Annotated in this window: 18 protein-coding genes and 1 riboswitch; of the genes, 13 read left to right on the top strand and 5 right to left on the bottom strand. The window is 63.1% G+C overall.

Annotated elements, in window-relative coordinates; all coding sequences use genetic code 11:
* Positions 1–181: 181 nt before the first annotated feature.
* Together ffh and ACN19L_RS00690 are read right to left on the bottom strand one after the other, a co-directional pair.
* On the bottom strand, positions 182–1,531 hold the full coding sequence (gene ffh / locus ACN19L_RS00695) for a signal recognition particle protein (protein WP_426491633.1): 1,350 nt from the start codon (positions 1,529–1,531) through the stop codon (positions 182–184).
* A gap of 43 nt (positions 1,532–1,574) precedes the next feature.
* A complete protein-coding gene (locus ACN19L_RS00690; RefSeq protein WP_426491632.1) occupies positions 1,575–1,751 on the bottom strand; it encodes a hypothetical protein in 177 nt (58 codons plus the stop codon).
* A gap of 106 nt (positions 1,752–1,857) precedes the next feature.
* Between ACN19L_RS00690 and ACN19L_RS00685 the strand changes: the two genes are divergently transcribed.
* Both ACN19L_RS00685 and ACN19L_RS00680 read left to right on the top strand, forming a co-directional pair.
* On the top strand, positions 1,858–3,189 hold the full coding sequence (locus ACN19L_RS00685) for a glycosyltransferase family 4 protein (protein WP_426491631.1): 1,332 nt from the start codon (positions 1,858–1,860) through the stop codon (positions 3,187–3,189).
* Between the two features lie 52 nt (positions 3,190–3,241).
* Complete coding sequence (locus ACN19L_RS00680; protein WP_426491630.1) at positions 3,242–4,177, top strand: alpha/beta hydrolase; 936 nt, start codon at positions 3,242–3,244, stop codon at positions 4,175–4,177.
* Positions 4,178–4,187: 10 nt separating this feature from the next.
* Here the strand turns inward: ACN19L_RS00680 and ACN19L_RS00675 are convergent, their stop codons facing one another.
* Positions 4,188–6,062, bottom strand: coding sequence for a hypothetical protein (locus tag ACN19L_RS00675; protein ID WP_426491629.1), 1,875 nt, complete (start codon positions 6,060–6,062; stop codon positions 4,188–4,190).
* 198 nt (positions 6,063–6,260) lie between these two features.
* Between ACN19L_RS00675 and pseB the strand changes: the two genes are divergently transcribed.
* The 4 genes from pseB to pseG all read left to right on the top strand — a co-directional run bounded on the left by pseB (position 6,261) and on the right by pseG (position 11,312).
* The gene (gene pseB / locus ACN19L_RS00670) at positions 6,261–7,280 is read left to right on the top strand and encodes a UDP-N-acetylglucosamine 4,6-dehydratase (inverting) (protein WP_426491628.1); all 1,020 of its coding nucleotides are present in this window, start codon (positions 6,261–6,263) and stop codon (positions 7,278–7,280) included.
* Positions 7,281–7,528: 248 nt separating this feature from the next.
* Positions 7,529–8,704: a UDP-4-amino-4,6-dideoxy-N-acetyl-beta-L-altrosamine transaminase gene (gene pseC / locus ACN19L_RS00665; protein ID WP_426491627.1), complete on the top strand. Its 1,176-nt coding sequence runs from the start codon at positions 7,529–7,531 to the stop codon at positions 8,702–8,704.
* A 169-nt stretch (positions 8,705–8,873) separates the two neighbouring features.
* Complete coding sequence (locus ACN19L_RS00660) at positions 8,874–9,599, top strand: cytidylyltransferase domain-containing protein (protein ID WP_426491626.1); 726 nt, start codon at positions 8,874–8,876, stop codon at positions 9,597–9,599.
* Between the two features lie 234 nt (positions 9,600–9,833).
* Complete coding sequence (gene pseG, locus ACN19L_RS00655) at positions 9,834–11,312, top strand: UDP-2,4-diacetamido-2,4,6-trideoxy-beta-L-altropyranose hydrolase (protein WP_426491625.1); 1,479 nt, start codon at positions 9,834–9,836, stop codon at positions 11,310–11,312.
* 60 nt (positions 11,313–11,372) lie between these two features.
* Here pseG and ACN19L_RS00650 read toward each other — a convergent pair whose 3' ends face one another.
* Positions 11,373–12,077, bottom strand: a complete 705-nt coding sequence (locus ACN19L_RS00650; protein WP_426491624.1) for a MarR family winged helix-turn-helix transcriptional regulator — start codon at positions 12,075–12,077, stop codon at positions 11,373–11,375.
* 158 nt (positions 12,078–12,235) lie between these two features.
* Between ACN19L_RS00650 and ACN19L_RS00645 the strand changes: the two genes are divergently transcribed.
* The 6 genes from ACN19L_RS00645 to ACN19L_RS00620 all read left to right on the top strand — a co-directional run bounded on the left by ACN19L_RS00645 (position 12,236) and on the right by ACN19L_RS00620 (position 21,147).
* Complete coding sequence (locus ACN19L_RS00645; RefSeq protein ID WP_426491623.1) at positions 12,236–14,710, top strand: TonB-dependent receptor; 2,475 nt, start codon at positions 12,236–12,238, stop codon at positions 14,708–14,710.
* A 100-nt stretch (positions 14,711–14,810) separates the two neighbouring features.
* A complete protein-coding gene (locus tag ACN19L_RS00640) occupies positions 14,811–15,506 on the top strand; it encodes a DUF4328 domain-containing protein (protein WP_426491622.1) in 696 nt (231 codons plus the stop codon).
* A gap of 27 nt (positions 15,507–15,533) precedes the next feature.
* The gene (pseI, locus tag ACN19L_RS00635; RefSeq protein WP_426491621.1) at positions 15,534–16,574 is read left to right on the top strand and encodes a pseudaminic acid synthase; all 1,041 of its coding nucleotides are present in this window, start codon (positions 15,534–15,536) and stop codon (positions 16,572–16,574) included.
* 155 nt (positions 16,575–16,729) lie between these two features.
* Complete coding sequence (locus ACN19L_RS00630; protein WP_426493555.1) at positions 16,730–18,079, top strand: hypothetical protein; 1,350 nt, start codon at positions 16,730–16,732, stop codon at positions 18,077–18,079.
* A gap of 99 nt (positions 18,080–18,178) precedes the next feature.
* Entirely contained in the window at positions 18,179–19,525 is a 1,347-nt protein-coding gene (locus ACN19L_RS00625; protein WP_426491620.1) for a DUF7033 domain-containing protein, read from the top strand.
* Positions 19,526–19,659: 134 nt separating this feature from the next.
* Positions 19,660–21,147, top strand: coding sequence for a lipopolysaccharide biosynthesis protein (locus tag ACN19L_RS00620; protein ID WP_426491619.1), 1,488 nt, complete (start codon positions 19,660–19,662; stop codon positions 21,145–21,147).
* A gap of 29 nt (positions 21,148–21,176) precedes the next feature.
* Here the strand turns inward: ACN19L_RS00620 and ACN19L_RS00615 are convergent, their stop codons facing one another.
* Entirely contained in the window at positions 21,177–21,770 is a 594-nt protein-coding gene (locus ACN19L_RS00615) for a macro domain-containing protein (RefSeq protein ID WP_426491618.1), read from the bottom strand.
* Positions 21,771–21,965: 195 nt separating this feature from the next.
* A riboswitch (SAM riboswitch) is annotated at positions 21,966–22,057 on the top strand.
* Between the two features lie 323 nt (positions 22,058–22,380).
* Between ACN19L_RS00615 and ACN19L_RS00610 the strand changes: the two genes are divergently transcribed.
* The gene (locus ACN19L_RS00610) at positions 22,381–23,157 is read left to right on the top strand and encodes a phosphoadenylyl-sulfate reductase (RefSeq protein WP_426491617.1); all 777 of its coding nucleotides are present in this window, start codon (positions 22,381–22,383) and stop codon (positions 23,155–23,157) included.
* Positions 23,158–23,287 lie beyond the last annotated feature (130 nt).

Raw genomic sequence — 23,287 nt, 5'->3', positions numbered from 1 at the left:
TGCTACCTTCCTTGGGCTCCCTACTCCGCCGCGCAATTGACTGCTATTACCGCCGGGCAGTACCCCAATGGCCCGCTGTAAAGCGCGTTTCGGTTTACCACAAAACGCCCCGCGCCCGGCAGCCAAAGCCACCGGGCGCGGTATAGTAACAGTCCGTCCGGAATCCGGCTGAATCCGTGGTTTAGCGGAGCGGGCCTTTCATGCCCATCATGCGGGCCATTTGCTGCATGCCGCCTTTGGTCTGGCTCATTTTGTTCATGGTGCGCATTACTTTGCGCATGTCCTCAAACTGCTTCATCAGGTTGTTCACCTGCTGAATATCGGTGCCGGAGCCTTTGGCGAGGCGGCGGCGACGGGAGCCGTTCAGCAGCTCGGGCTGGGCGCGCTCCTGCGGGGTCATGCTCTTGATAATGGCTTCAATCGGCTTGAAGGCGTCGTCATCGATTTCCACGTCCTTCAGAGCCTTGCCCATGCCGGGAATCATGCCCACCAGATCCTTCAGGTTGCCCATCTTCTTGATCTGCTCCAACTGGGACAGGAAGTCGTCGAAGTTGAACTGGTTTTTGCGGATCTTCTGGTTGATGCGCTTGGCCTCCTCCTCGTCGAACTGCTGCTGGGCGCGCTCAACCAGCGAAATCACGTCGCCCATGCCCAGGATACGCTGGGCCATGCGGTCGGGGTAGAACAGGTCGAGCGCCTCCATCTTCTCCCCGGTGGAAATAAACTTGATGGGCTTCTCCACCACGGCCCGGATGCTGAGGGCTGCGCCACCGCGGGAGTCACCATCGAGTTTGGTGAGCACCACGCCGTCGAAGTTCAGGCGGTCGTTGAAGGTTTTGGCCGTGTTTACGGCGTCCTGACCGGTCATCGAGTCCACCACGAACAGGGTTTCCCCGGGGTTGATGGCCCGCTTCACCTGCTCAATTTCGGCCATCATCTGCTCGTCCACGGCCAAACGGCCGGCAGTGTCAATGATGACTACCTTCTTGTTGTTTTTGCGGGCGTACTCAATGGCATTTTGGGAAATCTGCACCGGGTTCTTGTTCTCCACCTCGGCGTACACTTCCACATCAACCTGCTCACCCAGCACTTTCAGCTGGTCAATAGCGGCGGGGCGGTACACGTCGCAGGCCACCAGCAGCACCGAGCGGCCCTGCTTTTTGATGTGGTTGGCCAGCTTGCCGGCAAAAGTGGTTTTACCCGAGCCCTGCAGCCCCGACAGCAGAATCACGGCCGGCTCGCCCTTGATCTGAATATCCTGCTTTTCGCCGCCCATAAGCTGGGTCAGCTCATCATATACGATTTTGGTCATCAGCTGGCCCGGCGACACGCTGATGAGCACGTCGCGGCCCATGGCCTCTTCCTTAATCTTGTCGGTTACTTCCTTGGCAACCTTGTAGTTCACGTCGGCATCCACCAGGGCCCGGCGGATTTCCTTTACGGTGGCCGCTACGTTGATTTCGGTGATGGAGCCCTGACCTTTCAGGGTTTTAAACGCCCGGTCGAGCTTGTTACTGAGGTTATCAAACATGAATCACAGATGGTGCAGATGGTACAGATTTCGCTGATTTCGGTTAGGCTGCCTTGGGTAGTACGATTTCCTCCAACACCCACAGCCGCCGGTCCACATCGGCCCAGAAGGCTGTTGCCTCCTGCAGCTGTTGCGGCAGTAGTGCCGCCGAATTGTGTAGGACCGGTTGCTGCGCCAGGCCAGTGGCTGCCGCCAAAGCAGAAGGTACAACGGATTCCATAGTCTGACGGAAAGCAAAAACCGGGTTCAGCCTCCAAAAGTAACCAGAAAACCCCGAAAGGCCGCGGGTGCGTACCTTCGCGGCTTCACTCTTGCCTTTGCTGCCCGTGCCCGAGTCTGCCGCCCGCCCTCTTCGTTTGCTGGTGATTACCTATTACTGGCCGCCCTCGGGCGGGGCCGGTGTGCAGCGTTGCCTCAAGTGGGTGAAGCACTTGCCGGCGCTGGGCGTCGAGCCCACCGTACTTACCGTGGACCCGGCCCAGGCGGCTTATCCGGTGCTGGATTTCTCGCTGGAAGCCGATGTACCGCCGGGTGTGCGGGTACTGCGCACGGGCACCCGGGAGCCGTTCGGGGCCTACCAGAAACTTACCAACCGGCCCATTCCGCACGGCGGGTTTGCCAATGAAGGGCGGGTTTCGGTGGCGCAACGGGTGGCCCGCTTCGTGCGCGGCAACGTGTTTCTGCCCGACCCGCGCCGGGGCTGGAACCGGTTTGCCCTGCGGCAGGTGGCCGAGCTGGTAGCCGCCGGCGAGCAGTTTGACGCCGTGCTGACCTCTTCCCCACCCCACTCCACCCAGCTCATTGGGCTGGAGCTGAAGCGGCGCTACGGCTGGCACTGGCTGGCCGATTTGCGCGACCCGTGGACCGACATTTACTACACCCAAACCCTGATGCGCACCGCCGTGGCCCGCTGGCTGGATCAGCGCTACGAGCGGCAGGTGCTGCAGGCCGCCGACGTGGTCATTACCACCAGCCCCGACACCGGCCGCCTGCTGCAAAGCAAGGTTCCCCAGCTGTCCGCCGGCAAGTTTGCGGTGCTGCCCAACGGCTACGACGAAGCTGATTTTCAGCACCCGGAAGCAAGCCCGGCCGATGCGCTACTGCTGACGTACGTGGGCACCATCACGGGGCAGTACCACGTGGGGCCGTTTTTTGAGGAAATGGCCGCCTGCGCCGCCCGGCACCCGCAGGTGCCGCTGCGCCTGCGCTTCGTGGGGCGGGTAGCGAAGGAAATTGAGCAGCAGCTGGCCGCGGCGGGCCTCACGGCGCGCACCGAGTTAATAGAGTTTGTACCCCACGATGAGGCCGTGAGGTACATGCAGCGCTGCACTGCCCTGCTGCTGGGCATTCCCGACGTGGCCCACAACCGGGGCATCCTGCCGGGCAAGGTGTTCGAATACCTGGCCGCGGGCCGCCCCGTTCTCTGCATCGGCCCCGCCGGCTCCGACGCCGCCCGGGTGCTGGAAGGCTGCCAGGCCGGCCGCAGCTTCGAGTACGAAGACCGCGCCGCTATACGGGCATATCTGGATGAGTTGGTAGCCGCCTGGCAATTGAACCCCACCATTCCGGTGCCCGCCACCGGCCGCAGCCGCTACTCCCGCCGCAGCCTCACGGAGCAGCTGGTAAGGCTGATTTCCTCCGTGCCACACATACCGTAGTGCGAGCTAGATTGTAGCTCTGCCTGGCTTTCTTGCCCAAATTCTTTGCCCCATGCGCCTATTCGTCTTGCTCGCCGGCTTGTTCCTCAGCACTACTCTTCACGCTCAGACGGCCCCCACACCGCCTCTGCAGAAACCCGTGGCAGGCCGCATCGAGCGGCTCGACAACGTGACTTCCCAACTGGTGGAGCCTCGCCTCGTGGACGTGTGGCTGCCGGCCAACTACGACGGCAAGCGCCGCTTTGCGGTGCTGTACATGCACGACGGGCAGATGCTTTTCGACAGCACCACCACCTGGAACCACCAGGCCTGGAACGTAGATGACGTGGTAACGCGCCTGCGGCAGGCCGGGCAGCTGCAGGACGTAATTGTAGTGGGCGTGTGGAACGCCGGCCCGCGCCGCCACCCCAACTACTTCCCCCAGAAGCCTTTCGAGCAGCTCACTACGGCCCAGCGCGACACCGTGCAGCAGCAGCTCCGCCAGGCCGGCCGCAGCCCTGAGGCGTTTCAGCCCAACTCCGACGCCTACCTACGCTACCTCGTCACGGAGCTCAAGCCGCTGATTGACCGCAAGTACCGCGTGTATACCGACCGGGCGCACACCTTCGTGGCCGGCAGCAGCATGGGCGGGCTGATTTCGATGTACGCGTTGTGCGAGTACCCGCAGGTATTTGGCGGGGCGGCCTGCCTCTCCACGCACTGGCCCGGCACCTTCACGCTGCGCAATAACCCCATGCCCGAGGCCTTCATCAGCTACCTGCGCACCCACTTGCCCGACCCGCGCACCCACCGCCTGTACTTCGACTGCGGCGACCAGACCCTCGACGCGCTGTACCCGGCCATTCAGCGGCAGGTGGATGCCGTGGTGCAGCAGCGTGGCTACACCCCGCGCACCTGGCTCACGCGCTACGTGCCTGGAGCCAACCACAGCGAGCAAGCCTGGAACCGCCGCCTCGCCGACCCGCTGCGCTTCCTGCTGAGTAAGTAAGACTACGACGCTACTGCGTAAGCCGGTCCCAGACTTTGCGCACGGGCCGGGGCAGAGCATCCAGCAGCGCGGCGCGCATCTGGCCCAGGGCGGAGCGTTTCAGCTCCTGGCCCTGGTGGCGGGCCAGCGCGGCGGCCAGCTGGTCGGCCAGCTGTTTGTAGAGGGGGCGCTGGTAGTGGCGCAGGTTGTTGGTCACGTCGGCACGGGTGCGCACGAGGGCGCGCACGTCCACCACCTGTACATTAGGCGTGCGGGCGGCGAAATCGAGCAGGGCGGCATTCATCTGCTGGTGGCGCTGCACGGCCCCGGGTTCCGCCGAGCCGGGCACTTCCACCTCGGCCCCAGTGAGCAGTAGCAGTGGCACGACGGCGGGCAGCTGCTGGCGCAGCCACGCCAGATTTTCCTGAAACCGGGCGGGCGTGAGCGGGCCGAAGTAGGTGTATTCCTGGCGGAAGCGGCGCAGAAAGGCTTCGTCCATGCCCCGAAACCTACGCTGGGCGTAGTGCTGGGCCTGCTCGGTGGGGTCGGCCTGCGTCAGGTCGTGGTAGCCGCCGAAGGGAATAAGCAGGCCGGTGGCGTTTTCCTGGTATAGGTCCTGGGTATAATCCATCAGCGGACTGTACACCACGGCATCGTAGCCGGGCTGCCAGAGGCGAGGGCGGAAGGCTTCGGCATCCAGAAACGGCAGGCTGGCGGCCAGGCGCTGCTGCTCCTCGGGCGGCAGCGTGCGGCTCAGGCGCAGCAGCTCGGTGTGCTCGGTGTGCACCGGCACCTGGTTGTCGTTCACGTAGTTGAAATCCTCCACCACCTCCATCTGATAGGTTTGCAGGTAGGGCGTGAGCTGGCCCAGGTCGCAGCCGCCCTTGAGCAGGATGCGCAGGCGCTTGGCGGGGTCCGTCGTGGGCGACGCGGCGGCTTTCGTTGCGGCTGCGGCCTCGGCCGGGGTTTCCAGCTGAATCCAGTCGGGCGTTTCGGTCTGGTTCAGCTCGGTGGCCACGTCGCCCTGCACCTGCAGCTTCGGAAAGCCCAGGTGGGCGTAGGTCCACTGCTCCACGCCCAGGTGCAGGATGCGGCAGCTGAAGGTGAACTGCTCCAGTTCGTTGGTGAAGGTATTCAGCGCGTACACGCCCACCAGGCCATAGTCGCCGAACCGGTCCCGCACGCGCACGGTGCCCCAGCGCAGGCGCGTGGCCTCCAGCCGGGCTTCCAGCTCCTGGTACACCACGCGCTTTTTGGTGTAGTTCAGCTGGTTGGAACGGTTAATCAACTCCTCAATGCGGTTGAAGTCGGGCCACACGGCGTCTTTGCCCTCGCGCAGCTCCACCCGTACCTGGGCGTCGCGCAGGAAGGCCAGGTTGTCGCCCTGGTAGTCGGCGCGGGCCTGCTGCTGGCGCTCCAGCAGGCGGTACTGCTCCAGGCGGGCGTAGGTGGGGTCGGGCTTGCCCTGGGTGCGCAGCGCGGGGGCCAGTTGAGGCAGGTCGATGGGGTCGGCTACCTGCAGCGCCGGGTTGTAGTGCCGGGCCTCGGCCCGGTTGATGGGGTTGTCATCGAGAAACAACGCGTTGGGGGCCCGCAGCTGCATATCCTCCAGCAGCTGCCGGATGATGGGCCCCTTGGGCTGCCAGCTCACCCGCAGAAACACGAACAGGTCCCGCACGCCCAGCTCGGTGAGGCGGGCTTCCACCGGAGCCAGGTCGTTCTTGCTGACGATGGTGTGGATGAGCCCGCGGGCGGCCGTGTCGCGCACCAGGGCCAGGTTTTCCGCCACCGCCTCCACGGCCCCTTCCGAGAGCGTACCCCGCCAGAACGTGTCGTCCAGGTCCCAGATGACGAGTTTGATGGGCTGGGGGAAAACGAAATCGGCAGAAGAAATATCGGGCGTCATGCTGAGCGAAGTCGAAGCATCTCTACCGCTTCGTTGAAATGTTGCTGTCACGAAGCGGTAGAGATGCTTCGACTTCGCTCAGCATGACGGGAAGCAGGCTTGCCGTCAGGGGTACAAAACTACGTAAGCTCCGGCCGGAATGCCTACTTTTGCCCTCCTTACCCCGGCCGGCCTGGTGGCCGGCCCTGTTCCTGTAGCATGGCCCTCGACCTCAATAACAAATCCATCCTGGTAACCGGCGGCACCGGCTCGTTCGGCAAAAAGTTCGTGCAGACGGTTTTTGAGCTGTTTCCGAACGTCAAGCGGCTAGTGGTGTACTCCCGCGACGAGCTGAAGCAGTACGAAATGTCGCAGCAGTTTCCGCACGCCAAGTACCCGGCCATCCGCTACTTCATCGGCGATGTACGCGACGGGGAGCGGCTGAAGCGGGCCTGCGAGGGCATCGACATCCTAGTGCACGCCGCCGCCCTTAAGCAGGTGCCCGCCGCCGAGTACAACCCGATGGAGTGCATCAAAACCAACATCTTCGGAGCTGAAAACGTGATTAACGCCGCCCTCGACTGCGGCGTGAAGGACGTGGTGGCCCTGAGCACCGATAAGGCTGCGGCCCCCATCAACCTGTACGGGGCTACCAAGCTCTGCTCCGACAAGCTGTTTGTGGCGGCCAACAACATGAAAGGCTCGCGCGACCTGCGCTTCTCGGTGGTGCGTTACGGCAACGTAATCGGCTCCCGCGGCTCGGTGGTGCCGTTTTTCCTGCAGCGCCGCGAAACCGGCGTGCTGCCCATCACCCACCCCGACATGACCCGCTTCCATATCTCCCTGGAGCAGGGTGTGGACTTAGTGCTGTACGCGCTGGAGCATAGCTGGGGCGGCGAAATCTTCGTGCCCAAGATTCCGAGCTACGTGATTACCGAGGTAGCCAAGGCCATCGGCCCCGACTGCCGCCAGGAAATTGTGGGCATCCGGCCGGGCGAGAAGCTGCACGAGGAAATGATTACCGAAACCGACGCCCTGAGCACGGTGGAGCTGGCTAAATACTACGTGATTCTGCCCTTCACCCCGCGCTGGGACGTGGACGACTTCATCCGCCACTTCGGTGGCCGCCGCGTGGAGCCCGGCTTCCACTACGATTCCAGCAACAACACCGAGTGGCTGGATGCCGAGCAGATCCGCGAGGAAATACGTTTGCACGTGGACCCCATGTTTGAGGCATAGGCCACGGCTGTCTTTCGGAAGTGCAACGGCTGTCTAATAGGCGGCCGTTGCGTTTTTTGGGCCTAAAGTAGCGGCCGGACTCCCAGCCCGCCATTGAGCCGGCGGCTCATAGCCAGGAAACCCCGTCATGCGGAGCTTGCCGAAGCCTCTCTACCGCTTCGTTGGGTTAGTACCGCAACGAAGCGGTAGAGAGGCTTCGGCAAGCTCCGCATGACAATTCCCGGGCACGCGCTTACTTTTGACCCTGTATGAGCACCACTTCGTTCCAGCCCACCCGCCCCATTGCCTACGGCCGCCAGCACATCACCCCCGAGGACGTGCAGGCCGTGACGGAAACCCTCTACTCGGATTACCTGACGCAGGGGCCCAAGGTGGCGGAATTTGAGCAGCAGTTTGCCGCTTACGTGGGGGCGCGCTATGCCGTGGCCGTGGCCAACGGCACGGCGGCCCTGCACCTGTGCGCGCTGGCGCTGGGCGTGCAGCCGGGCCAGCGCGTGATTACCACGCCCATCACCTTCTCGGCCTCAGCCAACTGCGTGCGGTACTGCGGCGGCGAGGTGCATTTCGTGGACATCGACCCTGCCACGGCGTTGATGGATTTGCAGGCCGTGCGCCGGCTGCTGGAAAGTCACCCCAAAGGGCACTTTCACGGCCTGATTCCGGTGGATTTTGCCGGCCTGCCCGTGAACCTGGAAGCCGCCCGCCAGCTCTGCGACGAGTTTGGCCTCTGGATGATTGAGGACAGCTGCCACGCCCCCGGCGGCTTTTTCACCGACAGCCACGGCCAGGAGCAGCGCTGCGGCAACGGCCAGTTTGCCGATCTGGCCATCTTCAGCTTCCACCCGGTAAAGCACATTGCCACTGGCGAAGGCGGCATGATTACCACCAACCGCCCCGACCTCTACGAGCACCTGCTGCGCCTGCGCACCCACGGCATCACCAAAGACCCCGCCCAGATGACCCGCAACGACGGCGGCTGGTACATGGAGATGCAGGAGCTGGGCTACAACTACCGCATGCCCGATATGCTCTGCGCCCTCGGCATCAGCCAGCTGCGCCGCGCCGACGAGGGCCTGCTGCGCCGCCGCCAGCTGGCCGCCCGCTACGACGCGGCTTTTGCCGAAATGCCCCAAGTAACGCCGCTGGCCGGGGCCCCGGGCCACGCCTACCACCTCTACGTGATTCAGGTGCCCGACCGCAAAGGCCTGTATGACGCCCTGCGCGAGCGGCAGATTTTTGCCCAGGTACACTACATTCCGGTGCATACCATGCCCTACTACCAGGGCCTGGGCTGGCAACCCGGCGACTTCCCGCGGGCCGAAGCCTACTACGCCCACTGCCTGAGCATCCCCCTCTTCCCCAGCCTCACCGACGAGGAGCAGCAGTACGTAATCAACTGCATCCGGGAAGTGGTGGGTGGATAGGTGGATAGGTGGTTGGGTGGTTAAGTAATCCTATCATAGGCCCAACTACCTAACCACCCAACCACCTAACAACCTAACCACCCAACCACCTAACAACCTAACCACCCAACCACCTAACAACCTAACCACCCAACCACCTAACAACCTAACCACCCAACCACCTACCTCCTTGCAACGCGTCGGTATTATTTCTCAGGCTCGAATGACCAGCACCCGGCTACCGGGGAAAGTGCTGCGCCCGGTGACAGGCCGGCCGCTGCTGGAGTACCACGTGCAGCGGCTGCGGGCGGCCGGGCAGCCCTTGTACCTGGCTATTACCGACCGGCCTACCGACGACCCGCTGGCCGAATACGCCGCCACTCACCAGCTGCCCTGCACCCGGGGCCCCGAGGACGACGTGCTGGCCCGCTACCACCAGTGCGCCACTGCCCACGAGTTGGACGTGATTGTGCGCGTCACCTCCGACTGCCCGTTGCTAGACGGCACGCTGGTGGGCGAGGCCGTGCAGCAGTATCTGGCCGCCGGCAATCCGCGCCTGTACCTCTCCAACGTGCTGGAGCGCACCTACCCGCGGGGCTTCGACTTTGAGGTATTTTCCAGAGAGCTGCTGGATGAAGCCTACCAGCACGCCACCACGGCCTCCGACCGGGAGCACGTAACGCCCTACATCCACCAGAACCGCTCGGGCCGGGTGGAGTTTGCCCACATCCGCCGGGAGCCTGGCCGCAGCGACTACCGCCTCACGGTAGATACCCCTGAGGATTTCGAGCTGATTAAACAGCTGATTGAAAAGCACCGCGCCGACGCGCTATTCGCTGACCAGCTGATTGCCCTGCTGGATGCCCACCCAGAACTGGTTGCTCTCAACGCCCACATCGAGCAGAAGAAGCTGTAGCAACACCCAGGCACCGGTACATGGAACGTTATGCTGAGCTTGCCGAAGCATCTCTACCGCTTCGTTATTCCCTCGATAGCCCAGGGTTTAAACCCTGGGCTATGTAGCACAGGATGTAAGGCACGATTAAGTTAGCCAGAGGTAGAGATGCTTCGGCAGGCTCAGCATGACGTTCTACCGATTCCCGACGGCCCAATTCATCACTCATAACTCATCATTCATAACTCCCCCTTCATGGCGCGCTTGCTTTTCCGGGCTGATGGCAACTCCCGCATCGGGCTGGGCCACGTGATGCGGCTGCTGGCGCTGGCTGAAATCCTGCGGCCCGATTTTCCGGAGCAGCTGTTTCTGATTCGGGAGCCGGATGCGGCCCTAGCGGAGCAACTGACGGCCGCCGGCCTCACGGTGCAGGCCCTGCCCGCCCAGCCGCTGGCCGAGGAAGCCGCTTACCTGGTGCGCCACCTGCTGCGCCCCACCGATGTGCTGGTGCTCGATGGCTACGACTTTCGCTACGACTACCAGAACACCGTGCGCGGCAAGCTGGCCCGCCTGGTGTACCTCGACGACCTGCACGCCTACCCCCTGGCCGCCGACCTGGTACTGAACCCCGCCGGGGGCCTCACCCTGCGGCAGTACGAGATGCGCCAGCCCGGCGCGCGCCTGCTCAGCGGGCCGGCCACCGCGCCGTTGCGCGCCGCCTTCCGCACCGCTGCCCCCGTCTCCACCCCACCCGACCCGACCACCGTGCTGGTGTGCCTGGGCGGGGCCGACCCTACCCACCAGACCCAGCGCGTGGCCGCCGAGCTGCTGGCTTTACCGGCCGTGCGGCGCGTGCACGTGGTGGTGGGCAGCGCCTACGTGGGCTGGGAAAGTCTGCAGACCTGGGCCCTGGAGCAGCCCCGCCTCACGCTGCACCGCAACCTGCCGCCCCCCGAGCTGGCGGCCCTCATGCGCCAGTGCGGCGCGGCCGTGTGCTCGGCCAGCACCGTCAGCTACGAGTACTGCGCCGCGGGGGGCGGCCTGCTGCTGCTGCTGCCCACCGCCGACAACCAGCACGACATCGACCACTACCTGCGCGGCGCGGGGCTGGCCCGCCCCTATGCTTCGGCCGCCAACATCCTCACCTCGCCCGAGGCCGCCCGTTTGGCCGTGGCCCTGCAGCAGGCCCAGCGCCGGGTGTTCGATGGGCTGGCCCCGACGCGGCTGCGGCAGGAGCTGCGGGCCCTGCTGCTGCCCCAGCCACCCTTCTACCTGCGCCCCGTACAGCCCGCCGACTCCGACCAGCTCCTGGCCTGGACCAACGAGCCCACCGTGCGGCAGTTCTCCTTCAACCCCAATCCCGTAGCCCGCCCCGACCACGAGCAGTGGCTGGCCGCCCGCCTCCAGGACCCCAACGCCCTGCTGCTGCTGGCCCAGGATGCTGCCACCGGCCGCCCGGCCGGCCTTATTCGGTTTGCCGTGAGCGGGGAAGATGCCACCCTTAGCTACCTGCTCGATGCGGGCTTCCGGGGACGCGGGCTGGCCCCGCTGCTGCTGCTGGCCGGTACGCGCCGGGTGCTGGAGCACTTCCCGCAGGTGCGCCGGGTGCTGGGCCACGTGCAGCGCGTAAATACGGCATCGGTAAAAGCCTTTGAGCGGGCCGGGTACGGGTTACAGCCCGCACCCGACAATGCCACTCTGACCTTTGAGTGGCGGGCTGCTGCCGAGGTTTGAACTGATACTACTCCCGTTTTTTGGCTGCTGACGCGTCAGCGTCCAATTCTCTGCCCTGTTTTAAACCAAATCAGGTGCGGTGCCGGGCTGCGGCGCGAGGTCATCGGGGGCACCGGGTGGGAGGTGTCGGCTCACCAGGTCGGGGAAGGTGTTGGGGCGGGGGCCGACAAAGATGGGGTGATGAAAGGCATCGAGCTTTTGCAGCAGATACACCAGCTGGCTTCGCTCCTGCGGAGTAAGAGTGCCGGCGGCCAGATGGGCCAGCTGCCGCATGGGGCCCATACTGGCAAACAGCGCCTGCTGCCCAGCGGGTGTGATGCTGAGTAGCTTGCTGCGCCGGTCAGTGGTGCTGGGCTGCTCCGCCAGAAACTCCCGGGCCAGCAGCCGCTTGATAATTTCGTTGCCGGTAGGGGTTTCATGAATATGCCGCCGGATCAGCTCAGTTTTGCTTAGGGGCTGATGGCCGAATGTAGTAGCCAGGTACGTGAAATCATCGATGGTAAGCAGGGGCGAGTCGGCCAGAGCCAGGCGGGAGTACCCGCGCAGGTAGCGGTACAGGTAAGTCACCAGCTGCCCGATGATTATTTCTGTTTCCTGGGGCTGCCCAGCCTGCGCCGCCGGCTCTGCCGGGGCTGGCAATACGCGTAGCTGCAACCAAGCCGCAAATTCTTTCAGGGAAGGGCTCGTCCCGGCTCCCGTCGCCGGAGCCGATGACTCAAACTCCTCCAGCAACGTCAATACCTGAGTAAGCAACGCGTATTTCATACCGGGCAAAAAATCCTACACCACAAAACTACAACTTGCTTTTGCTCCCAAACACAAATCAATGTGATATGATAACAAAGTTTTAAAATGAAATTTACTTTTAAAACATAATATAAAGAATGGAATTAGTAGACTTGTCCACCTACACGTATATGCCCATGAAACCTCTTTACATCAGCTTTGCCGTGTGGTTGGTGCTGCTGCTGCCCAGGCTACTTTCGGCCCAGAATACGGGTACCATTACCGGCCTGGTGCGTGACCGGGCAACGCAGGAGTTGCTGCCGGGCGTGACGGTGGTGCTGGAGGGCACGGCCCTGGGGGCTACTACCAACGAGGAAGGCCGTTACCGCCTGACGGGTATTCCGGTGGGCAGCTACAACCTGCGGGCCAGCTTTCTGGGCTACGACCCGCTGCTGCGGGCCAATGTGCTGGTGAACAGCGGCAACGCCAACATCATCAATCTGGAGCTGAGTGCCGGGGCGCAGCAGTTGGGTGAAGTGCAGGTGGTGGCCAACCGCGCCACCCGCGTGGCTACCGCCGAAACGCCACTAAGCGTGCAGCGCATTACTACCGAGGAAATCAAGAGTAACCCCGGCGGCAATTTTGACCTATCGAAGGTGGTGCAAACGCTACCCGGCGTGGGCGGGGGCGGCACCGGCGGTACTGCCGGCTTCCGCAACGACATTATCATCCGGGGCGGGGCACCCAACGAAAACGTGTACTACCTCGACGGCATTGAGGTACCCGTTATCAACCACTTCCAGACGCAGGGTTCGGCAGGCGGGCCCACGGGCATCCTCAACGTGAGCTTTATTGAAGATGTCACGCTGAGCTCCTCCGCTTTCAATGCCCGCTACGATAACACTTTGAGCTCGGTGCTGCAGTTCCGGCAGCGCGACGGCAACCCTGACCGGCTGCAGGGTAACCTCCGCACCTCGGCTACCGAGGTGGCAGCCACGCTGGAAGGGCCGCTGGGCCGGCCCGACTCCGGCCGCGTGGCCCGCACTACCTTTCTGGCTTCGGCCCGCCGTTCCTACCTGCAGGTGCTGTTCAAGGCCATCGACCTGCCCATCCGGCCGGCCTATTGGGACTTCCAGTTCAAAACCACCACCCGACTGGGGGCCAAAACCACGCTGACCTCGCTGGGCCTGGGGGCCATTGATAATTTTGAAGTGGGCGTACCCCGCAACTCCACCCCCGAGAAGGAGTTGATCCTGCGCCAGAACCCCAAAATTGAGCAGTGGAACTACACCGTGGGCCTGAACCTGCGCCACCTAGTACCCCGCGGCTACTGGAACGTGGCCCTGAGCCGTACCCAGCTCTACAACAAGCTCGACCAGTTTCAGGATGGCGTGGAGGGCGACGAGAGCCGGCGCATCCTGCTTACTCGCTCCGGCGAAACCGAAAACAAGCTCCGGGCCGACATGAACGGTACCCTGGGCCGCTGGGCGTACAGCTACGGTGTGGTGGGGCAGTACGTGCAGTATGATAACCGCTTCTTCAACCGCCTCCGTCGCCCGGTGCTGAACGCCGCCGGCAACGAGGTGCAGCCGGGCGTGGAGGTACGCTTCCAGACGGCCGTGGATTTCGCCCGCTTCGGGGGCTTCGTGCAGGTCACCCGCTCTTTCCTGGAGTCCGACCGGCTGACGCTATCGGCGGGCCTGCGCACCGATGGCAACACCCTCACCGACGACGGCCGCAACCTGCTCCGCACCCTGTCGCCGCGGGCCTCCCTCTCCTATGCCCTGCTGCCCACCCTGAACCTCAATGCCTCGGTGGGCCGGTACTACAAGATTCCGCCCAGCACGGTGCTGGGCTTCCGCGACGAGGCCGGCCGTTTGGTCAATCAAGGCAACCGCTACATCCGCTCCGACCATTACGTGGCGGGCCTGGAGTGGCTGCCCGCCCCGGCCACCCGGTTCACGCTGGAGGGCTTCTACAAGCGGTACCGCTACTATCCCGTTTCGGTGCGCGACGGGCTGAGCCTGGCCAACCTAGGTGGTGATTTTGCGGCCCTGGGCAATGAGGCGGTAACCAGCACCGGCCGGGGCCGCACCTTCGGGCTGGAGTTCTTCTTCCAGCAGAAGCTGACCCGCAAGGTGTTTGCCGTGGTGTCGCTGACGGGTTTCCGCTCCGAGTTTACGGGACGCACCGGGGCCTACGTGCCTTCGGCCTGGGATTCCCGGTTTCTGGCTTCGGCACTGCTGGGCCGCAAGTTTAGCCGGGGCTGGGAAATGGGCTTCAAGTACCGGGCCGCCGGCGGCTCACCTTACACACCCTACGACCTGGCCGCCTCTCAGGCCAGCTACCTGGCCACGGGCCGCGGCGTGCTCGACTACAACCAATTCAACACGCAGCGTCTGGGCAGCTTTCAGCAGTTCGACTACCGCCTGGATAAGCGTCTGAACTGGAAACGTTTCACTCTGGACTTGTTCCTGGACGTGCAGAACGCTTTCGTGCTGAAAAACCCCGGTGTGCCCGCCTACACTTTTGAGCGTCTGCCCGACAACTCCGGCTTCGCCACCACCGACGGCCAGCCCATTCGCCCTGACGGCTTCAACGCTATTCCGCTGCTGCTGGCTAACGACGACCCCAGCGTGACACCTACCATCGGGTTTATTCTGGAGTTCTAGCCGGATAAAGCGAGCAGGGTGGCTGAAACAGACCGGATTTCCGCTAGCTTTGGCGGGTATCCCAATCTATTCGAGGAATTTACTTCAGCTTATTGGTTATATGCTGCGTGATAATGAGCGTCGGGGCCAGACGGCCTATGCCATCTTTCTGGCGGTTACTATTTTCTCCTGGGCTTATGCGGTATTCAACATTGCCTTTGCGGCCCAGTTAGCCTCCTTCGGGCCGGATGGCGTGGACTCGCCGCGGCTGCAGGTATTCAGCCTGCTCAACCAGCTGGCTGTTATGGTTAACCTGGGGGTATTGCTGGCCAGCGCCGTTAGCTTTATCCGCTGGGCCCGACGGGCTTACTACAACCTTGGGGCTATTGGGGTAGATACTTCGTATTCCGACGCCAGCGTGGTGTATGCCTGGATGTTGCCGGTTACCAGTCTGTACCGGCCTTACCAGCTGATGCGCGAAATCTGGCAGCTCACCCAGCGCGAGGCCTTCGGCCACATTCGGCCGCACATGGTGTTGCGCGTGTGGTGGGCCTCGTTTCTGCTGCGCTCCGTTCTGGGTATTGTGGTGGCGGCCATCGGCCACGGCATGACACTGGAAAGCCTGCGGACGGCCATGCAGTTTCAGGCGCTTTCCCTGGCATTTGATGGCTTTGCCGCCCTGATAACGGCTCAGGTGATTCGCCGCATCAGGCAGTTTGAGCAGCAGTTGGTACTGGTCCAGAATGTCACGCAGCTGGGCCTGGCTGCTCCGGAACCGGCGGCCCTCTCCCCCACCGACCCCGATTTGTACCTGTAGCTGCGGCCGGCTTCGTATTTTTGCGGCATGACCATTTCCTTCGGTTCCCGCCTCGTCGGCCCCGACCAGCCCCCGCTCATCATTGCCGAGCTCAGCGGCAACCACAACCAGGACCTTAACCGAGGCCTGGCCATTGTGGATGCCATGGCCGCCGCCGGGGCCCACGCCATCAAGCTCCAGACCTACACCGCCGATACCATGACCCTGCCCGGGGCCTACCGCATCGACGACCCCAACTCGCTCTGGTTTGGCCGGGAGCTGCACGAGCTGTACCAGGAGGCCCACACGCCCTGGGAGTGGCACAAGCCGTTGTTCGACCGGGCCCGGCAGCACGGGATGCTGGCTTTCAGCTCGCCCTTCGATGAAACCGCCGTGGATTTCCTCGAAACCCTCGACGTGCCGGCCTACAAGATTGCCTCCTTCGAGAATACCGACTGGCCGCTGCTGCGCCGGGTGGCCGCTACCGGCAAGCCCGTGATTATGAGCACCGGGGCCAGTCAGCTGGCTGAGGTGGCCGAAGCCGTGCAGGTGCTGCGCGAAGCCGGCTGCCGCGAGCTGGTGCTGCTGAAGTGCACCAGTACTTACCCCGCCACGCCCCTCAACACCAACCTGCGCACCCTGCCCCACTTCCAGCAGCTGTTCCCCGATGCGCTGGTGGGCCTCTCCGACCACACCATGGGCGTGGGCGCGGCCGTGGCCGCCGTGGCCCTAGGGGCCTGCGTGGTAGAAAAGCACGTAACCCTGCGCCGCGCCGACGGCGGCGTGGACTCGGCCTTCTCGCTGGAGCCCGAGGAAGTGGCCCAATTGGTAACCGAAACCGAGCGGGCCTGGCAGGCGCTGGGCCAGGTGCAGTACGGCGTGCAGCGGGCCGAAGAGAAAAGCCGCCTCTACAAGCGCAGCCTCTACGTAGCCCAGGACATTGCCCCCGGCGAGGTCTTCACCAAAGACAACCTGCGCGTAGTGCGCCCCGGCGACGGTCTGCCCCCCCGCTACTACGACCAGCTCCTGGGTAAGCCCGCCCGCCAGCCTCTCAAAGCCGGTACCCCCCTCACCTGGGACGCGCTGTAATAAAAATGTGGTGGAATGTGGCTGAATGTGAAGCGTGAAGCTTCTACCAGCAGTGCCTGAATTTTTATAAGCTGCCTCACGGGCAGTCTACCCTTCCACATTCGGCACATTTTCACATCCCGTCACATTCCCTGCCGTTCCCTCCCGTGTCAACCATGCCCCACCCCGCACCCCCCGATTCATCAGGCTCCCCCCTCTCTCCCGGAGAGGGGGGCCGGGGGGGTGAGGCCACCCGCCTGCGCGACATCCTGCAGCTGCGGTTCACCGACCTGTTTGCCTCCCTGCCACCCCATACGCTGGAGCCCATTTCGCCGCGCAGCCCGTGGAAACGGCTGCTGAAGGTGGCCGGCTACGCGGCGGTGCGGCTGGTGGGCAACGTGTTCCGAAAGGTGCGCAACCCGGAGGCGCTGCAAGGCAAGGTGTGGCTGTACGTGGTGAGCCAGAATAACTACGACTCCCTGCACTTCCTGCGCGAGGCCCGGCCCGATGCCGTGCTGGTAGCCGGCCAGAGCAAGCAGATTGGCCGCTACAACCGGCAGGTAAACCGTCTCTCGCTGCGGCGCAAGCTGCTGTACTATGGGCAGCTGCCGGCCGTGTATCGCGCGTTGCGGCGCACCGAGGGTGAGCGGGCCTGGCGTTTTTTTGACCTCATTTTCAACGCCATCGGCTACTACGAGGTGTACCGGCGGGCCCTGCGCCACTACCGGCCCCGGGCCGTGGTGTTTGCCAACGACCACAACGACGACGCCCGCGCCCTGCTCTTGGCCTGCCAGGCCGAAGGCATCCCCACGGCCTACGTGCAGCACGCCAGCGTGAGTACCAGCTTCCCGCCGCTGGGGTTCGACCTAAGCCTGCTGGAAGGCCAGGACGCCCTCGACAAATACCGCCAGTGTGGCCCCGTGCGCGGCCACGTGGCGCTGGTGGGCATGCCCAAGGCCGACGCCTTTCTGGCCCGCCGCAACCAGGAGCCGCGGGTGCGCCGGGTGGCCCTGGCCTGCAACACCCTCGACGACCTGCCGGCCCTGGCCGCCACGCTCGAGTACCTGTTCACCGAGTTTGCCGACCTCACCTTCACCCTGCGCCCTCACCCCGGCGACCCGCGCGACTTCACGTTTCTGCAGCAGCGTCACCCCCAGCTACGGTTCTCAGATGCGCGGCAGCAGAACGTGTTTGAGTTCCTCGGGGAGCACGACGCCCTGCTAGCCGCCGATACCAGTACCCACCTGGAATCCGTGCTGCTCAATCTGGCCAGCGTGTACGTGCGCTTCGGTAGTGAGGGCATAGCCGATGATTACTACGGATTCGTGGCCCACAACCTCATCGAGCGGGCCGATACACTGCCGGAGCTGGGCGCCTGGCTGCGCCGCTACCGGCAACACAAGCCGCTGGACCTTTACCGCCGCGCCGCCTACTACAACGCCACCCTCGGCACGCCCGATGAAGGCCACAGTCAGCAACGGGCTGTGCGGCTACTGGATGAGTGGCTGCAGACTAACGGGCAATAAGCCAAAAGAATTTAGCCCGCAGAGGATGCGGAGGGTTGCGCAGAGGGCGCAGAGCTGTTCTGCGTAGTACCTTGCGGTATGTTACCGCCGCTACCTTCTGTGCCTGCTACTACTGCTGAAAGCCGACTTCACTACGTGCTCCAGCACTTCTGGCAGGCGTATGATGCGGTGCCCACGGTCAGTATTGGGTACGCCGATACGCAGCCGCAGGTGGAGGTGGTGGCCGTGGAACACAACTTTTTTGCGGGTACGGCCCCCTATCCGGCTCCGCCGTTGTGGCGGGAGTGGCAGGGCCGGCAGCTGCCGTTTTTCTTCGACGCCCAGCCCGCCCGGCCGCTACTGGTGCTGCTGCCCGAAGGCAGGGCTCGGGTGCAGGCCGATGTGGTTTCGGCGGCCTTCTACCTGCTCAGCGGCTGGCAGGAGTTCTACTCCGACGAGCGGGACCAGCACGGGCGCTTCCCCTACGCGGCCAGCGTGCAGCAGCGCTACGGCTTTGTAGCAGTGCCGGTGGTAAACTACTACTTCGAGGTGCTGCGGGCGGCCGTGGAACACGCCGGCGGCCAGCCCCTGCGCCCCCGCCGCTGGGCCGATGGCCGCGCCTGGGCCGCCTTCATCACCCACGACATCGACAACCTCTACAGCGCCTGGAAAGCCCCCGCCAAAGCCGCCCTCCAGCGCCGCGACTGGCTGGGCTTCGCCCGCCGCTACTGGCAGCACTTCACCCAGAAAGACGCCTGGGACAATCTGGCCGAAGTGCAGCAAACCGTAGCCGAGTATGGCGCCAAAAGCACATTCTTCTTCCTTCCCGAGCACCGCAAGGCCCCCAACGGCACGACCAATGCGGATTATCAAGTAAAGCAAATCTTGCCAGTCATAGCCACTCTGAAACAGCACGGCGCAGAAGTAGCGCTTCACGGCAGTTTAGGCACTTCGCTTGACCCCGATAGGTTGTATGATGAAGTAGTTTCATTCGACTCCGCAGGTTGGGGACTGCGCTTCCACTACTTGCACTGGGAGCCGCGTGTGACACCAGATCTGGTGGATAATCTAACCAATGGTTACGATTCTACGCTAGGCTTTGCCGAGCACTACGGTTTCCGTAATTCCTACTGTCTACCATTTAACTTATTTAATTTCCAACTAGGCGAAGCGGCTGATTTCCTCGAAATCCCGCTCAATGTGATGGACGCCACCCTGCACCACCCGAAATATCTGCAGCTGGCTCCGGAGGAAATTCTGCCGGCCCTCACGCCCATGTTTCAGGAGATTGAGCGGTTTGGGGGCGTGTGTACGGTGCTTTGGCACAACGAAAACTTCGACCCGGCCAACACCCGCAACGGCCCCCGCGAGTTCCGCGCCCTCATGGAGTACCTTCGCAGCCGCAACGTGGCCTTCGTCAACGGCTCGGATATTTGTCGGTCGTTTCAGCCTTCTTTGTCATCCTGAGTGCAACGAAGGACCTTATCACCCAGGAACAAAATCGTTCTGACGTGATAAGGCCCTCCGTCCTCGCTTGATGCGCGACATGCTCAGGATGACAGAACGGCAACTCACAACTTCACCTTTCATCACTTCACCTCTTGGGCATCGTTCAGCGGCAGGGGCTGCGTAATACCGTTATTTCCTATTTCGGGCTGATTCTGGGGTTTGTGAGCACCACGCTGGTGCTGCCCCGGTTTCTGGCGCCGCAGCAGCTGGGGCTCACGGGCACGTTGTCGAGCCTGGCCACGCTGTTTGCGCAGGTAGCGGCGCTGGGGTTTGCCAGCGTGGGCATCCGGTTCTTCCCCTACTTCCGCAACCGCGAAAACGGGCACCACGGGTTCCTGCCGTTTCTGGTGGGCGTGCCGCTGCTGGGATTTGCGGTGGTGCTGGGGCTGTATCTGCTGGGTCGGCCTACCATCCTGGGGTTTTATGAGCAGGACGCCGCCCTGCTGAATACCTACTACCTGTGGGGGGCGGTGTTTGCGCTGTTTACCCTGCTCTACTCCCTGCTTGATGCCTACCTGAAGGGCCTGTACCACACGGCTTTTTCCTCGTTTCTGCAGGATGTGCTGCTGCGGGTACTGATTCTGGCCGGGGCCCTGCTGTTTGCGGGCGGGTGGCTCACATTTCACAGCTATGTGCTGTGGTACGTGGGCGTGAACGGGGTGCTGGTACTGCTGCTCACGGGCTACCTCGTGCGCATCGGCGAGCTGCACTGGCGACCCCGGCGGGCGGTACTGGCGGTGCGGCCGGTGCGGGAGCTGCTGGGCGTGGGCGCGTTTACGCTGCTTAGCTCCCTGGCCGGCTCCATTATCATGTATCTCGATACCCTGATGGTGGGCGCGCAGGTAAACCTTGCGGCGGCCGGCATCTACCAGATTGCCTTCAACATCAGCACGGCGCTGGCCATTCCGGCCCGCTCGCTCAACAAAATTGCCTTCCCCCTGCTGGCCGATTACTGGAAGGAGCAGAACCTGACGGGCATGGCCGAGTTTTACCGCCGCACCACCCGCCTCAACACCCTCATCGGCTGCTTCCTGGCCCTGGGCATCGGCCTGAACCTGGACTTCATCTACTCCCTGATGCGCGCCGATTACGCCCAGGGCACTATCGTGGTGCTGTTGCTGCTGGGCAGTCGGCTGTTCGATGGCGTAACGGGCGTGAACGGGCTGCTGCTGGTTACCTCGCCCCGCTACCGGTTTGATCTACTCTTCAACGTTTCGCTCTCCTTGCTCACCATCGGGCTGAACCTCGTGCTCATCCCCCGGCTGGGTATGGTGGGGGCGGCCGTGGCGGCGGTGGCGGCGCAGGTGAGCATCAACCTGGCCCGCACGTGGTTTGTGTGGCACAGCTTCCGGATGCAGCCATTCACCTGGCGTATTCCCTTGATTCTGGGCATTGCGGCCGTGGCCGGCGGGGCCGCCTGGCTGGTACCGGCCGTCGGCTCACCCTTCCTCACCATGCTGCTGCGCTCCGCGGTGCTCACGGCCGTGTACGGCGGCCTAGTGCTGGTGACGGGCACTGCCCGCGCTGCTGCAAAATATCAGGAAGCGGCTAGGGAGATAGGCAACACTTTACGTTCTTAATCAGACCCATACAATCTGACGACTACGCCCTATTCATCCCCACTGATGATATGCCGATTCCGGGCGGCAGCGTAAGGCCACGTGATAGCGCGGGGCGGGTCGAGGTAATAGCGGTAAGCTAGGGCCATCTGTCGCGCGGCTTCCTCCACAGGCATTCGGCCAGTTGCAGTACCCAAGCCCGGACATACGACCACCCGGATACGTTCCTGCGGGGTATTAAATGCGGTAACGGCTTCGATCAGAGCCTTCATAGCCAAGTAGACGTGATCTGTGGCGTGGATAGGCATGGGCACACGCATAGTGGGCGTGTGTGCCACGTAAGGGTGCCGGGAGTGACCAGTTTCTACGATAAAACTAGTACCAACGGGCTGTTCACCCGTGTAGTGCTTTATGATATGCGCTTGCACCCGTTCCTGGAGTTCAGAGCCAAAAAAGCGGGTGATGGCCAAATCGACACCCCCATCCATGAGCCCAAAGGAATTGGCTGCGCTGACCATGCAGTCGAAATCCGGCACCTGCTCAAATCGGCTGTGGAGAATTTCAACTGCCTGATAAGGTGCGAAAGCCTGTCGCCAAGCGTTACACAAAGAGGCATTGGGGTCGACCAAAATGAGTTTTTGCATAGAGGATAATCTTGAGCCGTACGGTCTGATATGGCTCAAACATACTTCCTTTTAGACGATGCGCGCTAAGCGAAAATACCCGTGACGGTGCGGCATTACAGCCAGCAATCAGGTTCTTGAAAAAAGAAAAATTTGCAAGTGTAAAATTTCGTCCCGTACCTTTGGGGCACCAATTCTTTTACCCACAAAGGATTGTTTTTATACAGAGGCGTGGAGAGACAGGCTCCCTGAAGCGCCGGCAACCAGCGGAAAATCCGAAACGGTGCCAAGTCCTGACCATATAAAAACAACGAACCGTGAACCGCTTCTTCAACTTCGCCGCCGCATCCGCTACCTCCTGTGCTGTACAGCATGGCTGTTGTGCGATGATGGTGATGCCCTGTTGTTGTAAGTAGGCACGAACCACTTCCCTTTTGCTGGTTCGGGTGCTGCCCCCGGCCGACTAACGCCCTAGCGGGTGCCGCGTCGGAGTAGCGCCTCCGTGTATTCTCGTTCCGCCTGTTGCCTTCTGGCTGCCGTCTGCGTGCGGCCGGGCACCTGCTGTGGAACCATCTTCCGGCCGGAATGCCGCGCCCCAGGCGGGCCGCTTCCTCCTCCCCCTCTTCCTGCCATGCCTGCAGCTGATGCTGCGCCGGCCGTCCACGCCCAGCTGGACCGCCTGCGCCCTCTCGTAGTGGCCGCCTCCGCCCTGGAGCGGCTGCGTCTGGTAGCCGACACCTTCCCCGGTCAGGCCGTTTTTTCCACCTCGTTCGGGCTGGAAGACCAGATACTCAGCCACCTGATTTTCGCCCACGACCTGCCCATTGAGGTGTTCACCCTCGATACCGGCCGCAACTTCCAGGAAACCTATTCTACCTGGAACAAGACGCTGATCCGGTACCAGAAGCCCATTTCGGTGTATGCCCCCCAGCGCGAGGACCTAGAAGAGCTGCTCCTGCAGAAAGGCCCCAACTCGTTCTACGAGAGCGTGGATAACCGCAAGCAGTGCTGCCACATCCGCAAGGTGGAGCCCCTGAACCGGGCTCTGGCCGGCCGCGGCGCCTGGGTCACCGGCATCCGGGCCGAACAATCCCAGAACCGGCAGACGATGGACCCCGTGGAATGGGACGCGGCGCACAACCTCGTGAAAATCCACCCGCTGTTCGACTGGACCTGGGAGCAGGCGCTGGCCTTTGTGCAGCAGGAGGGCATTCCGGTGAACCCGCTGCACCAGCAGGGCTTCGTGAGCATCGGCTGCGCCCCCTGCACCCGCGCCATCAAGCCCGGCGAGGATTTCCGGGCCGGCCGCTGGTGGTGGGAAGACCTCTCAGCCAAAGAGTGCGGCCTGCACGCCACCGCCCCCCACGACGGCCCCGACCCGGTGGTGGAGCCGGTGCCAGCCGGATAGTAAGCTGTAGAGACGCGACACTTCGCGTCTCGTCGTCAGAACGACAAGAACGGCGCAGCCAACCCAACATCAGCACGCGGGAGACGCGAAGTATCGCGTCTCTACAACCAAAAAAGCACTTGAAATCCAG

The sequence above is a fragment of the Hymenobacter sp. 102 genome (assembly GCF_049949205.1).
Classification (GTDB): Bacteria; Bacteroidota; Bacteroidia; order Cytophagales; family Hymenobacteraceae; genus Hymenobacter.
This window is presented reverse-complemented; position numbering and strand designations above follow the sequence as displayed.